Source organism: Sediminimonas qiaohouensis DSM 21189 (genome assembly GCF_000423645.1).
GTDB classification, from domain to species: Bacteria; Pseudomonadota; Alphaproteobacteria; order Rhodobacterales; family Rhodobacteraceae; genus Sediminimonas; species Sediminimonas qiaohouensis.
In genome coordinates, this window is the sequence record NZ_AUIJ01000002.1 from 83,382 (window position 1) to 97,118 (window position 13,737).

The 13,737-nt window shown below is 65.1% G+C and carries 11 protein-coding genes and 1 tRNA gene; 9 read left to right on the plus strand and 3 right to left on the minus strand.

The window, feature by feature from the left end; all coding sequences use genetic code 11:
• Window positions 1-99: 99 nt before the first annotated feature.
• Genes lptF through rsmA form a run of 6 tightly spaced genes read left to right on the plus strand, consistent with a single transcriptional unit; the run spans window position 100 to window position 7,555 of the window.
• Window positions 100-1,230, plus strand: a complete 1,131-nt coding sequence (lptF, locus tag G568_RS0102700; RefSeq protein WP_026756605.1) for an LPS export ABC transporter permease LptF — start codon at window positions 100-102, stop codon at window positions 1,228-1,230.
• Window positions 1,227-2,324, plus strand: coding sequence for an LPS export ABC transporter permease LptG (lptG, locus tag G568_RS0102705; RefSeq protein ID WP_026756606.1), 1,098 nt, complete (start codon window positions 1,227-1,229; stop codon window positions 2,322-2,324). The genes lptF and lptG overlap by 4 nt, the downstream gene beginning before the upstream one ends.
• Entirely contained in the window at window positions 2,324-4,489 is a 2,166-nt protein-coding gene (locus G568_RS0102710) for an LPS-assembly protein LptD (protein ID WP_051202721.1), read from the plus strand. Before lptG ends, G568_RS0102710 begins: the two co-directional genes overlap by 1 nt.
• A 5-nt stretch (window positions 4,490-4,494) precedes the next feature.
• Window positions 4,495-5,727 carry a peptidylprolyl isomerase gene (locus tag G568_RS0102715; RefSeq protein ID WP_026756608.1) on the plus strand — a complete coding sequence of 411 codons (1,233 nt, stop codon included), beginning with the start codon at window positions 4,495-4,497 and terminating at the stop codon, window positions 5,725-5,727.
• On the plus strand, window positions 5,724-6,716 hold the full coding sequence (pdxA, locus tag G568_RS0102720; protein ID WP_026756609.1) for a 4-hydroxythreonine-4-phosphate dehydrogenase PdxA: 993 nt from the start codon (window positions 5,724-5,726) through the stop codon (window positions 6,714-6,716). Before G568_RS0102715 ends, pdxA begins: the two co-directional genes overlap by 4 nt.
• The gene (gene rsmA, locus G568_RS0102725; protein WP_026756610.1) at window positions 6,713-7,555 is read left to right on the plus strand and encodes a 16S rRNA (adenine(1518)-N(6)/adenine(1519)-N(6))-dimethyltransferase RsmA; all 843 of its coding nucleotides are present in this window, start codon (window positions 6,713-6,715) and stop codon (window positions 7,553-7,555) included. The genes pdxA and rsmA overlap by 4 nt, the downstream gene beginning before the upstream one ends.
• A 112-nt stretch (window positions 7,556-7,667) precedes the next feature.
• Here the strand turns inward: rsmA and G568_RS0102730 are convergent, their stop codons facing one another.
• The gene (locus G568_RS0102730; RefSeq protein ID WP_026756611.1) at window positions 7,668-8,579 is read right to left on the minus strand and encodes an AAA family ATPase; all 912 of its coding nucleotides are present in this window, start codon (window positions 8,577-8,579) and stop codon (window positions 7,668-7,670) included.
• A gap of 241 nt (window positions 8,580-8,820) precedes the next feature.
• Between G568_RS0102730 and G568_RS18040 the strand changes: the two genes are divergently transcribed.
• A complete protein-coding gene (locus tag G568_RS18040; protein ID WP_051202631.1) occupies window positions 8,821-9,807 on the plus strand; it encodes a hypothetical protein in 987 nt (328 codons plus the stop codon).
• A gap of 51 nt (window positions 9,808-9,858) precedes the next feature.
• Window positions 9,859-10,899, plus strand: coding sequence for a dihydroorotase (gene pyrC, locus G568_RS0102745; RefSeq protein ID WP_026756612.1), 1,041 nt, complete (start codon window positions 9,859-9,861; stop codon window positions 10,897-10,899).
• 71 nt (window positions 10,900-10,970) lie between these two features.
• On the opposite strand, the gene G568_RS0102750 is transcribed toward pyrC, so the two are convergent.
• Window positions 10,971-11,057 (minus strand) — tRNA-Leu (locus G568_RS0102750).
• A gap of 234 nt (window positions 11,058-11,291) precedes the next feature.
• Here G568_RS0102750 and G568_RS0102755 point away from each other — a divergent pair.
• Window positions 11,292-11,936: a DsbA family oxidoreductase gene (locus G568_RS0102755; RefSeq protein WP_026756613.1), complete on the plus strand. Its 645-nt coding sequence runs from the start codon at window positions 11,292-11,294 to the stop codon at window positions 11,934-11,936.
• A gap of 59 nt (window positions 11,937-11,995) precedes the next feature.
• Here the strand turns inward: G568_RS0102755 and G568_RS0102760 are convergent, their stop codons facing one another.
• On the minus strand, window positions 11,996-13,603 hold the full coding sequence (locus G568_RS0102760) for a peptidoglycan-binding domain-containing protein (RefSeq protein ID WP_026756614.1): 1,608 nt from the start codon (window positions 13,601-13,603) through the stop codon (window positions 11,996-11,998).
• Window positions 13,604-13,737 lie beyond the last annotated feature (134 nt).

The following is a 13,737-nucleotide window of genomic DNA, read 5'->3' on the forward strand; positions in this document are numbered from 1 at the left end:
GCGCCGCCTGGCCCCGCCAAACCCAGATAGCAGTTTTCCCCCGTGCCGACATCCTGTAACATGCCGCCAATGGATTAACGCCGTTGGGGGCCTGTGCGCGTGACCAGATTCGACAGATATGTCCTGTCACAACTTATGGTGCTGTTCGGGTTCTTCGCACTAATACTTGTGTCGATTTACTGGATCAACCGGGCGGTTCTTCTGTTCGATAAGATGATTGGCGACGGGCAATCCACTGCGGTTGTTGTGGAACTGACCCTTCTGACCCTGCCCCGCGTGATTGCCCTGATGCTGCCGATGGCGGCCTTCGCCGCCGCCGTTTACGTGACCAACCGGATGAGCAGCGAGAGCGAGCTGGTCGTGATGCAGGCCTCGGGCTTCTCGCCGTTCCGAATCGCTCGGCCGGTCCTTGTTTTCGGGCTGATCGTGGCGCTTATGTCCGGCCTGCTGGGGCATTTCCTGGTGCCCGCCAGCACCGAGCGAATGCGCGAACGCCAGGCCGAGATATCCAGCAACATCACTGCCAAGCTGCTGAGCGAGGGCACCTTTCTGCACCCCACCAACGGCGTGACCTTCTACATCCGAAAAATCACCCAGGATGGCGCCCTGCAGGATGTGTTCCTGTCCGATCGCCGCGATCCCGAGATCACCATGACCTACACCGCCGCGCAGGCCTACCTGACCCGCGACGGCAGCAGCACCGACCTGGTGATGATCGAAGGACTGTCGCAGGGCTACGTGCCCGAGGACGGAAGGCTCTTCACCACCCATTTCACCGATTTCGGCTACGATATCAGCGCGGTGGTCAATACAGACGTCAGCCGCGGCAACAACGTGGAATTCCTGACCACACCGCAATTGATGCGAAACCCGAAGAAGGTGATGCGCACCACCGGCGTCAGCCCCGGCGCCTACGCCATCGAGTTGCATGACCGCTTCAACCAGTCGCTGATCGGTGTCGCAGCCGCGCTGATCGGGTTCTCCACGCTTCTGGTCGGGGGCTTCTCGCGCTTTGGCGTGTGGCGGCAGATCATTGGCGCGATTGGCCTGCTCGTGGTCATCAAGATGATCGAAAGCGCCGTCGCAGAGCCGGTGTTGCGCAACGCCGCGCTCTGGCCGCTTGTCTACCTGCCCTCGGTCTCGGGCTTCGCCATTGCCACGGGCCTTCTGCTTTGGGTCCGCAGGCCGCGCAGACGCCGCCGCGCCGTGATCCAGGAGGCGCCGGCATGATACTCCACCGCTACTTCGCGACCAAGTTCCTGTTGATTTATATGTCGATCCTCGCGGTGTTTTTCGTGCTGCTCACGATGGTGGACCTGATCGAACAGGTGCAGCGTTATTCCACCCGCGACCTGGCGTTTTTCGACCTGTTCAAGCTGACGCTGCTCAACGTGCCCGAAGGGCTTTATAACATCATGCCGTTGGTCATGATCCTGTCGACGGTGACGCTGTTCCTGGGGCTTGCGCGCAGCAGTGAGCTGGTGGTCACCCGCGCAGCCGGCCGCTCGGCCCTGAGCAGCTTGATGGCGCCGCTGGTGGTGGCCTGCGCCATCGGGGTGCTGGCGGTGGCCATGCTCAACCCGATCGTCGCCGCCACGACCAAGCGCTATCACACCCTGTCGACAACCTATCGAACCGGAAGCACGGACGTACTGTCGATCTCGGCCGAGGGCCTGTGGCTGCGCCAGGGCGGCCCCGAGGGACAGACGGTGATCCGCGCCACCCGGGCCAATCCGAACGGAACCGTATTGTTTGATGTCACCTTCATCAGCTACGCCGCCGATGACGGCCCCAACCGTCGCATCCACGCCAAGTCGGCGCAATTGCGCGACGGGGAATGGCAGTTGCAGGGCGCGCGTGTCTGGCCCCTGGGCTCCGGCGTCAACCCGCAAGAAGGCGTCCTTGACCGCCAAGACATGGTGCTACCATCCACCCTCACGCAAGAGAGGATACAGGACAGCTTCGGCAACCCCAACTCGGTGCATTTCTGGGATCTGCCCACCTATATCCAGCAGCTTCGCGCCGCCGGGTTTTCGGCCCGCCGTCATGCCGTCTGGTATCATATGGAAATGGCCAGGCCGCTGTTCCTGATGGCGATGGTCCTGATTTCCGCGGCCTTCACCATGCGCCACGTGCGCTTTGCGCGCAGCAGTATTTCGGTCCTCGCGGCAATATTGCTGGGCTTCGGGCTTTATTACATCCGAAATTTCGCGCAGGTTCTGGGAGAGAACGGCCAGATTCCCGTTGTTCTTGCTGCCTGGGCGCCGCCTGTCGCGTCGATCTTTCTGGCAACGGGGCTGGTGCTGCACATGGAGGACGGATGATGCGCGCGCGCTGGCGCAGCTTTGGCTTGGTACTGGGGGCGCTTTTCCTGCTCGCGGCCCCCCTGTCGGCGCAAGACACGCCGCGCGACCCTGCTGCCGCCCCGACCGGCGCCGCGCCCGCCATGCTGGTCGCCGACCGCCTGTCGGTCAGTGGCCGCACCCGCCTGATCGCCGAGGGCCATGTCGAGGTGATCCAGGGCACGACCCGCCTGCGCGCGCAGCGCATCGTATACGACCGGCAGGGCGACACGCTGGAGCTGACCGGTCCGATCATCATAGATGATGGCGAAGACACCCGTATCCTGGCCGATTCGGGAGAGCTGAGCACCGATCTTGAGCGCGGCCTTCTGCGCGGCGCGCGCCTGGTGCTGGATCAGCGCGTGCAACTGGCCGCCAACCAGATCGACCGCGTCGGCGGCCGCTATACCCAGCTCTACAAGGTCGCCGCCACATCCTGCCGGATCTGCGCCTCGGATACGCCGCCGCTCTGGCAAATCAGGGCCAAGCGCGTCGTCCACGACAAGGAGGGCAAGCAGCTTTATTTCGATCAGGCGCAAGTTCGCGTTCTGGACGTGCCAATTTTGTGGGTGCCGCGCCTGCGCCTGCCGGACCCGACACAAACCCGCGCCACCGGCTTTCTCATCCCGTCGCTGTACCAGAACTCGCAATTGGGCCTTGGGGCGCGCGTGCCCTATTTCATCCGAATCGGCGATCACCGCGACCTCACGCTGACCCCCTACATCGCCGAGCATACCAACACGCTGGAATGGCGTTATCGCCAAGCCTACCGAAATGGCCGGATCGAATTCAAAGGCGCGGTCTCGGACGACACGTTGGGGACATCGGGCCTGCGCGGTTACCTCTTTGGCAAGGGCCGGTTCAAGCTGCGCAACGATTTCCGCCTGAGCTTCGATATCAAGGCAACAAGCGATCGCGCCTACCTTCTGGAATACGACTATTCCGGACAGGACCGCCTGCGCAGCGGCATCGACCTGACACGCGTGCGCCGCAACGAATATATCAGCGGCGAGTTAAGCCACTATAAAACTCTGCGCGCGGGCGAGGTAAGCGCCACCCTGCCCACGATGGTAGGCAGCGCCACCTATGAAAAGCGCCTGTTCCCGAGTCGCGTCGGCGGGCAGCTTACGCTGTCGATGGACCTGCTCGCGCATGGGCGCTCGTCCTCCCTGCCGACGGTCGGCCGCGACGTTGCCCGCACCGAGGTGGCCGCCGATTGGCGCCGGACCTGGACACTCCCGGGCGGCCTGCGCGCGGGGCTGCAAACCGGCATCGCCTTCGACGGCTTCGACATCCGGCAAGACCCGGCAACCCAAGGCACGCACGGTCAGGTCACGCCGCATGCCGCCGTGACCCTGCGCTGGCCATTGAAGAAAACCACGCCCGGCGGCGTGACACACCTGCTGCAACCGCTGGCGATGATCGGCTGGACCGGGGGCAACCGCCTCAACGTGCCCAACGACGAAAGCACCCGCGTCGAGTTTGACGAGGGCAACCTCCTGTCGCTGTCGCATTTCCCCGCCGCCGATAGGCGCGAGCGCGGCAGAACCGCCGCCATCGGGATCAACTGGAACCGGCAAGGCGCCGGCGGCTGGAACGCCGACCTGACGCTGGGTCAGGTCTTTTTCGAGAAGGCGCAGCCGGATTTCACCCGAAGCTCGGGATTGCAGGGCACGGAATCCGATTTCCTCGTGGCCGCGCAGATCGATTCGCCCGCCGGGCTGGGCCTCAACGCGCGGGGCCTGTTTGACGCCGACACCCTTACGCTCGACAAGGCCGAGGCCCGCGCGGCGTGGAACAACAACGGCCTCTCGGTCGGGTCCTCGTATATCTGGCTGACGCAGGATTTGGACGAAAACCGCTTGGCGGACCAATCCGAATGGGCGATCGATGGCTCGTACCGCATGTCGCGCCACTGGACGGGGCGCGCCGACTGGCGTTATGATCTGGCCAACGATCAGGCCTCCCGCGCCGGCGTGGCCTTTGAATACCGCAACGAATGCGTCAACATCGAGGTGTCGGTCTCGCGCCGGTTCACATCTTCGACGATCGTCGCACCGTCTACGAATTTCGGCTTTACCGTCGGGTTGAGTGGGTTTAGCGCAAGCTCCATCGATGATAGTTATGCGCGAACATGCAGGAAATGAGCATCATGAATTACGCAAAGCGACTGTTGACCCTCGCCGTGCTTGTGGTCAGCGGGATCGCCGCCGCCCCGGCGGGTACCGCCGCACAGGGGCTGTTCGATCCGGTCATCACGGTCAATGATTCCGTCATCACGCGCTATGAGCTGAAGCAGCGCACACGCCTTCTGTCGGTGCTCAACGCGCCGGGCGATCCGGCCAAGCTCGCGCGCGAGCAACTGATCGAGGAACGGCTCAAGATGGGCGCCGCCGAGCAAAGCGGACTTGAGCTGTCCGAAGAGGGTGTGCAGGCCGGCCTGAAAGAATTCGCCGGCCGCGGGAACATGGAGCCGGACGAATTTATCGCGGCGATGAAGCGCGAAGGCGTGGCCGAACAGACCGTGCGCGATTTCGTCACCGTCGGCGTGACATGGCGGCAGCTCATCGCGGCGCGCTTCGGCCCCCGTGTCCAGATCACCGAGGCGGACGTCGACAAGGCCCTCAACGCCGTCACCGGCGGCAGCTCCGTGCGCGTTCTGCTCTCCGAGATCATCATGCCCGCCCCGCCGCAACAGGCCAACGAAGTGCAAGCCCGCGCCGCGCAGCTCAGCCAGATCAACAGCGTCGCGGAGTTCTCAGACGCCGCACGCAAATATTCCGCCGCCGAAACCGGCCGCAATGGCGGGCGGCTCGACTGGATGTCGATCACCAAGCTGCCCCCCGCCCTGCGCCCGCTGATCCTTTCGCTGGCCCCTGGCCAGGTCACCGATCCGGTCCCCCTCGACGGCGCCGTCGCCCTGTTCCAGATGCGCGACATTCAGGAGACCGGCGTCAAATCCCCCAACTACGCCGCGATCGATTATGCCACCTACCTGATCCCCGGCGGCCGCACCGAGGACACGCTGCAACAGGCCGCCTCGATCACCGCGCGCGTCGATACCTGCGATGACCTCTACGGCGTGGCCAAGGGCCAGCCGCCCGAGCGCCTGACCCGCGACGCCCGTAAACCCGGCGAGATCCCCAACGATATTGCCGTTGAGCTATCCAAGCTCGACCCCGGCGAGGTGTCCACCACCCTGACGCGCACCTCCAGCGATGGCCAGGCGTTGATGCTGCTGATGCTGTGCGGCCGCACGCCCGTGTCGCAAGAGGACGCCTCGCGCGAGGACATCAAGCAGCGCCTGCGCAGCGACCGGCTGGAATCCTTTGCCAACAGCTACCTCGAACAGCTCCGCGCCGACGCGCGCATCGTCGAGAAATGACACCGCCCATTGCGCTGAGCTGCGGCGAACCCGCCGGCGTCGGTCCGGAAATCGCGGCCCGCGCCTGGGCCGAGCTGCGCGGCGATCTGCCGTTTTTCTACATCGGCGACGCGCGCCACCTGCCCGCCGGTACGCCCCACGCCCTGATCGGCGATCCATCCGAGGCCCCCACTGCGGCTCGCCGCGCCCTGCCGGTGCTGCAACACGATTTCCCGCACCCCGCCCGCCCCGGGGATATCGACCCCGCCAACGCCCAGGCCGTGATCGACGTGATCACCCGCGCCGTGGAGTTGGTGCAATCGGGCACCGCGAGCGCCCTGTGCACTGCCCCGATCAATAAACAGGCCCTCAAGCAGGGCGCCGGCTTTGCCTACCCCGGCCATACCGAGTTTCTGGCCGCGCTGGCCGATGTCGATAGCGTTGTAATGATGCTCGCCTGCGAGGTGCTGCGGGTCGTCCCCGCCACCATCCACATCCCGCTTCGCGAGGTGCCCGCCGCCCTCAACGCCCAGGACCTGCGCGACACCATCCGCATCACCCACAGCGCCCTCAAGCGCGATTTCGGCATCACCAACCCGCGCATCGCCGTGGCCGGCCTCAATCCCCACGCCGGCGAAGGCGGCACCATGGGCCGCGAAGAGGTCGACCTGATCGCCCCGGTGCTCGACACGCTGCGCGACGAGGGGCTGACCATCACCGGCCCCCTGCCCGCCGACACCATGTTCCACCCCGAGGCCCGCGCGCGCTATGACGCCGCCGTCGCCATGTACCACGATCAGGCCCTGATCCCGATCAAGGCGCTGGATTTCGCGCGCGGCGTCAATGTCACCCTGGGCCTGCCCTTCGTGCGCACCTCGCCCGATCATGGCACCGCGCTGGACATCGCCGGGCAGGGCCGCGCCGACGCGCGCTCGCTGATCGAGGCGCTGAAACTGGCCGGTCGCATGGCCGTCGCCCGACAGCGTGCCCAGGCCCTGCCGCGCCCATGAGCGGCATCGACACCCTTCCCCCCCTGCGCGAGGTGATCGCCGCGCATGACCTGGCGCCGCGCAAATCGCTAGGTCAGAACTTCCTGCTGGATCTGAACCTGACCGCCAAGATCGCCCGCCAGGCCGGTGATCTGAGCAAATGCGACGTGCTCGAAATCGGCCCCGGCCCCGGCGGGTTGACGCGGGCGTTGCTGGCCGAAGGCGCGCGCCGGGTGCTGGCCATCGAAAAGGACGCCCGCTGTCTGCCCGCGCTGGAGGACATCGCCGCCGCCGCGCCCGGGCGGCTCAAGGTGATCGGCGGCGATGCCCTCGCCGTGGACCCGCGCCAGCACCTCACGCCGCCCATCCGGATTGTCGCCAACCTGCCCTACAACGTGGGAACCGAATTGCTGGTGCGTTGGCTCACGCCCCCCGAATGGCCGCCGTTTTGGTCCAGTCTGACCTTGATGTTCCAACGCGAAGTCGCCGAGCGCATCGTCGCCCACCCCGGCTCCAAGGCCTACGGGCGGCTGGCGCTTCTGGCCTCCTGGCGCTGCGACGCGCGCATCGTCATGACACTGCCGCCCGGCGCGTTCACGCCGCCGCCCAAGGTGTCCTCGGCGGTGGTGCACCTGACCGCCCTGCCTGCGCCGCGCTACCCGGCCGACGCCGCCACGCTCGAACGGGTGATCGCCATGGCCTTCAACCAGAGGCGCAAGATGCTGCGCTCGGCGCTCAAAGGCCTGCGCCCCGATATCGAGGACGTACTACGCGCCGTCGGCATCCCACCCACCGACCGCGCCGAAACCGTCACGCTTGAAAAGTTCTGCGCCCTCGCGCGCGCCATCCACACTGGCTGACGCCCAACACCGGCACACCACACCCCCCTCCGCATCTTCTGGCCAAAAATATCCCGGGGGGAGGCGCCGCAGGCGACGGGGGGCAGGCCCCCCTCTAACCCGCACACAGATCTTAGCCCGCGACCTCCAACCCCTCGCGCGCCTCGTCCAGCAGCCGCTTCGCCTCGGCCCCCTGCAGCCGCGCAATGTCGTCCTGGTACTTCAGGACCGCCCCCAGCGTGTCGGCGATCACCTCCGGGCTCAGGCTGATCACGTCCAGTGCCAGCAGGCACTTGGCCCAATCGATCGTCTCCGCTACCCCGGGCTTCTTGAACAAATCCTCGGTGCGCAGCCGCTGCACGAATGCCACCACCTCGCGGCTCAGGGTCTCGGCCGCCTCGGGCGCACGCGCGTGCAGGATCTCGATCTCGCGGTCGAAGGCGGGGTAATCGACCCAGTGATAAAGGCACCGGCGCTTGAGCGCGTCATGCACCTCTCGCGTGCGGTTCGAGGTCAAGATCACAATCGGCGGCTCGGGCGCGTGCACCGTGCCCAGCTCGGGGATCGTGACCTGAAAATCGCTCAACGCCTCCAGCAGGAACGCCTCGAACGGCTCGTCGGTACGGTCCACCTCGTCGATCAGCAGAACCGGCGGCCCCTCTGGCTGCGGGCGCATCGCTTGCAACAACGGCCGCTCGATCAGGTATTCCTCGGTAAATAGCTCCGATTTCAGCGCGTCGCGATCACCCCCGCCCGTCGCCTCGGCGGTGCGAATGGCGATCATCTGCTCGGCAAAGTTCCACTCGTAGACCGCGCTGGCCGAATCCAGCCCCTCGTAGCACTGCAGCCGGATCAATCGCCGCCCAAGCGCCGCCGCGATCGCCTTGGCAATCTCGGTCTTGCCGGTGCCCGCCTCCCCTTCCAGGAACAGCGGCCGGCCCAGCTTCAGCGCCAGGAACGTCACCGTCGCCAGCGCCCTCCCGCAGACATAATTCTGCCCCTCCAGCGCCGTCTGCACCGCGTCAATCGAATCCATGCCGCTCATACTTACCTCTATTTTTTCGTTTTAAAACAAGATAATCGCTTCACGCTTCACAGTGAAACACCATGCTTGCAACCGGCGCCCCCGAACGTCAAGATGCCCCTGCCGGCCGGCCACCCCGGCCTTGGATGAACAATAGCTCAGAAACCCCATGAATTCTTCCAATTTTCGCCCCATTGGCGACCTAGGAATTTTCCAACACCCCGCGGCCTGATCGCGGCGGCAAGATTGGGGAAGATATCTCATGCAGGACACGCCACACCTTACCGAGACATCGCTGGCCGATTTGGGCCGCGACGACTGGCTGCGCGCGGTGGCCGGCATCGTGACGCACCAGGGCGCGTTCGAGACGCTCGGCCCCCACCACAGCGCCGCCCTCGTCACCGCGGGCAGCACCCTGCTCGTCACCTTCGAAAGCTTGCAGGGTATTCAGGCCCTCTCGGACACCGCCCATCCCCTCGGCTGGGAGCTGGCCGAGACCAATGGCTGGTCCCAGCTCGCCCTGATCAGCGACGGCGATACCTGGTTCCGCCACCGCGCCGTCTATGGCTATTTCGACCGGCTCGTCGATGACGGCTTCTTCGAGGAATTCGATCAGGTCGTCTTTTACGGCGCCGGCCCCTGCGGCTATGCCGCCGCCGCCTTCTCCGTCGCCGCCCCCGGCGCGCGGGTGCTGTCGATCCAGCCGCAAGCGACGCTCGATCCCCGCCTGACGGAGTGGGATGACCGCTTCGTTCACATGCGCCGCACCTCGTTCACCGATCGCTACGGCTATGCCCCCGATATGCTGGACGCGGCCGACCGCGCCTTTGTTCTCTATGACCCGAACGAGCAGCTGGATGCGATGCACGCGACCCTGTTCGACGCCCCTAACGTGACCCGCCTGCGCATGCCCAACATGGGCGCGGCCCTGCAGGGTGATCTGATCTCGCTCGACCTGCTCAACACCCTGATCGAAGCGGTCGCCGCCGACACCCTGACCCGGCAGCACTTTGCCGGGCTGATGCGCCTGCGGCGCAGCTACGGGCCCTATATCCTGCGGTTGATGAGCAAGCTCGCCGCGCAGGATCGCCCCCGGTACGAGATCGCCGTGTGTCGAAACGCCCTGAGCCGGATCAGGGCCCCGCGCGTCCGACGCCGCCTTCGCATGCTGGAGGAAAAGCTTGCTGCGTCCCAAGACGGCGATGCAGCAACCCAGGACATGCGAGCCGGCTCTCCCGCGCAGCTCTGACCGGCAAAACGGCGCTGGCCCCACGCCCGGCAATTGTGTATCCGCTAGGGCATGAGCACAACGATCCGCCTGCCCCGACCCGATGACTGGCATCTTCACCTGCGCGATGGCGCGATGATGCGCGCCGTGTTGCCCGAAACCGCCCGTGATTTCGCCCGCGCGATCATCATGCCCAACCTCGTGCCGCCCGTCGTGACCGGCGCGCAGGCCGCGGCCTACCGCGACCGGATCCTGGAGGCGCTGCCCGCCGGCATGGTGTTCGAGCCGCTGATGACGCTCTACCTGACCGAAGACACCGACCCGGACGATCTGGCCGCCGCCCATGCCAGCGGGCTGATCACCGCGGTCAAGCTCTACCCGGCGGGCGCCACCACCAACTCGGCCTCCGGTGTGCGCGACTTCGCCAAGGTGCGCCCGGTGCTTGATCGCATGGCCGAGATCGGCTGCCCCCTTTGCGTGCACGGCGAGGTGACAGACCCAGACGTCGATATCTTCGACCGCGAGGCGGTGTTCATCGACCGCGTGCTTGACCCAATACGCCGCGCCACGCCGGGCCTGCGCGTCGTGATGGAGCATATCACCACCGCCGACGGCGTCGCCTACGTGCAGTCCGCCGAGTCCGGGCTGGGCGCGACGATCACCACCCATCACCTGATCATCAACCGCAATCATATCCTCGTGGACGGGATCAAACCGCACTATTATTGCCTGCCGGTCGCCAAGCGCGAGGATCATCGCCTTGCCCTGCGCAAGGCCGCGACGGGCGGCGATGCCCGGTTTTTCCTGGGCACCGACAGCGCCCCGCATACCGATTCCAACAAGCTCAGCGCCTGCGGCTGCGCGGGCTGTTTCACCGCGCCCAACTCCCTGCCGATCCTTGCCCAGGTGTTCGAAGAGGACGGCGCGCTCGACCGCCTCGAGGGGTTCGTCGCGCGCCACGGGGCGGCGTTCTACGGGCTGCCGGTCAACAGCGGAAGCATCACGCTGTCCAAGTCCGATCCCACTCCCACCCCGACCCACATCAACACCGACGATGGCCCCGTTACCGTGTTCGATCCGGGTTTTGACCTGTCCTGGCGCGTCGTGCGCTGACGTAGCAGCGCGCCAGATGCGCAACCAGTTTCGGCAGCGCGTCAACACGTGATAGGCTTGTCAGGGATGAATGGTGCGGTCGAGAAGACTCGAACTTCCACGGGTGTTACCCCACAGCGACCTCAACGCTGCGCGTCTACCAATTCCGCCACGACCGCACTGTCTAGGCTTGGTGAGGGGGCGTATAGCGAAGCGTGCCAAGGATGTGAAGAGAGAAATCGGCACGCCGAGGCGGAATTTACAAGAGGCGCTCATGCGCCCGGGTCAACCACCACTCGTCGCCATCATTCAAGATCAATGCCCGGGGCACTGACAATGTCGTCGAACGGGCCTATGTAAGGGCCTAGGAGGGCATTTTACGCAGACGCAGCGCCCCGATAGCAGGAGGGTAAATGGCTACGCCAATCCAGATCGACATCGTCTCGGACGTCATGTGCCCATGGTGCATCATCGGTTGGAAGCAGCTTGAGCATGCGCTCACGGCCAGCGGGCACGAAGCTGTGCTGCGGTGGCACCCGTTCGAATTGAACCCCGATATGCCCGAGACGGGGCAGGACCTGCGCGAACACCTGATCGGCAAATACGGCATCACCGCGCAACAAAGCGCCGAAAACCGGGAGCGCATGCAAGCGCTTGGCGCCGACCTGGGATTTACCTTCAACTTTTCCGAGGACATGCGGATGGTGAACTCGTTTCGCGCCCACCAGGTAATCGACTGGGCCGGCACACTGGGCCACCAGCACCCGATGAAGATGGCGCTGTTCACGGCGCATTTCACGCAAGGCCGGGATGTCAACGATCCTGTGGTTCTGGCCGAAGTCGCGGGGGAAATCGGGCTTGACCCCGCAGCGGCGCGCGCGGTTCTGGACACTGCCCGCCACGCCGAAAGTGTCCGCGAAAAGCAACGATTCTGGACCGCGCAAGGCGTTTCAGGCGTTCCTGCCATGGTGTTTCAGCAGCAGTTCCTCGTGACCGGCGCCCAAGGTGCCAAGACCTATCGAGAACTGCTTGACCGGTTCGCAAACGCGGACGCCTGATAGCCAAGGGGCGCATCCTTTCGAACGCGCCCCTAATCGGATGCCCCCCGTGTTTGTCGTTAGTCCACCGAGAAGCTGGGCAGCGATGCCGCCTCTGGTTTGGGCATGCCATCGTTCTGAGCGGTATCACCAAGGGCAAGCGTTGCCGCCTTCAGAAGGCCCACGCGTTCGGGTTGCCCGGGCGCGATTACGGGCTCTGCGCCGCCCTCAAGCGCATCGACGGCCAACGAATACCACTCGCGCGCGCGCTCCAGGTTCGTCTCCACGCCAAAGCCCTGCGACAGGTGGTGGCCTACCAACTCGGCGTAGGGTTTCTGGCCGACCCCGACCAAAAGCATCGCCGAGCCGAGCGCAACATCCATCTTGTCGCGGCGGTATCCCGAGAACAGGCAGACCTTTGCAGTGCCCTGGAGCTGTTCGACCGACATGTCCGCATCAAGGACGAATTTCTGAACCTGGCCCCGCACCTCCGCGCTGCTTTGACCGAGCTTGGCAACATAGGGCGCCATCGCCGGGCCGAAGGAATCGCACTGCTGATCCACTTGCGCCTGCGTCAGGCCCTGCACGTTGCGTACCATGTCCTCGCCCGTCGAGATCGCGTAGCTGCGGCTCAGGCAGAATTGCTCGCTCATCGCCATCTCGGGGTCGGTCATGTTCGCCTGCGTCACGAAGCCACCGTTCGAATTGGTCAACAGGCTGACCTTGCTGCAACGGCTGGCAAGCGACGCCTCGGTTTTCGCGCTGCCTGATGCCATCGGCAAGGCCGAAATACCGCCTGACGACTCTCCACCCCCGCCGGTCGAAGCCATCTGCGTTTGTGGCTCGGACGCCGCATCAGGGGCCGCGTCATCCGGCGTGTCACTGGCCATCTTCGGCACGCTTTCGTTCATGCGGCACACGCCTTGGTGGCAGTTGAACATCGCCGGCTTGGCCTCGTAGGTCAGGAAATCATTGCGCTTGTAGCCATCAGGCGTCGAGGCAAAGACCATCACCGAGCAGTTCGAAGCGCCGCACCAGAAGGAACTGCCGGTGACCGAGGTATCAAGCACATAATCCGTCTTGCCGTCACCGTTCAGATCGGCAAGTTGCACAAAACCCGACCGCTGCAGCAACTGCTCGGGGCTTGGGTCGCTGGAGGCGGCGATTTCGTCAACTGCATCGGACACTTCGGGCGGCATGCCGCCATAGCTGGCGCTGCGGGCTCCGCCTGCCTCGCCCTGCCAAGTCTTAAGCAGGCCGCGCACGCCCTTGGAGCTGTTCATCGCCTTGACCACCTGCGGCCCGCCAGCCTGCGCGCGGTTGTGCGAGGACACCAGGAGGTCGCGCTGGTAGCTGGTCAGTTCACCCGTCACCGGAAAGCCCATATACGCTTGGTACTGCCGCACCGCCGCGCGGGTGCGCGAGCCGATGACGCCATCGGGTGTGCCCGCCGGGAAGCTGAAATAGTTCAGTGCTGTCTGGGTTTCGCGATTGGCCTGCCGCTGCGCTGAATACGCGTTCGAGCGATAGACGCGCTTGCGCTTGTTCTTTGTCGCTTCATTTACGATAACACCGCCAATAATCCCGCCGATCAAGCCGGACCCAAGGCTATCCGCCGCAGCGGGCGCCGCCGGGGCGCCAAGCGCCACGCCCGCGATCACCGCGGCTTTCAATGGATTGGAAAACATTGCAATTCCTCCCTATACCAAATGCACCAAATTCGATTCTCCCATATATTAGCACGATTCGCCGCTGCATGGGGTAAACCGGCAACAGCAGTTTTCAGGGCCAGGAGACCCGTTTCGCAACCCCGGATGGAGGC